Source organism: Flagellimonas olearia, from assembly GCF_009184425.1.
Taxonomy (GTDB): domain Bacteria; phylum Bacteroidota; class Bacteroidia; order Flavobacteriales; family Flavobacteriaceae; genus Flagellimonas; species Flagellimonas olearia.
Genome location: NZ_WELG01000214.1, coordinates 1 through 310, shown reverse-complemented (window position 1 = coordinate 310; position 310 = coordinate 1). Strand labels below are relative to the sequence as shown.

General features: G+C 58.4%; 1 protein-coding gene. It reads left to right on the top strand.

The features are described 5' to 3' along the window. Nucleotides 1-310 (top strand): hypothetical protein (locus tag F8C76_RS19705; RefSeq protein WP_211372229.1); only part of this gene is annotated, 310 nt, incomplete at both ends.

Here is a 310-nt window from a genome sequence, read left to right as displayed (position 1 = left end):
CCTCGGCTAGCCAGCGTCTTCAGCAACACACCGAACAGTTGTGGGCGGTGCTTGGGCAACTGCAAAACAACCCCGATATTGCCCTGCAAACATTGGACGCATTGTGGCTGAATTTGCCGGCCTTACCGCTGCCCAGCAGCGGCGTCCGCTCCGACGAATGGCGAACCCTGCTCAAAGCTAGACTGGATATCCAGAGTAACGGCCGCACCCTACGCTCGGAGCAATGGAAAACCCGGCCATTGCTGACCCAAATCGATAACCTGGGAGGACTGCGCCAGGCACCACAACTGTTGCAACACGAAAGCCAGCG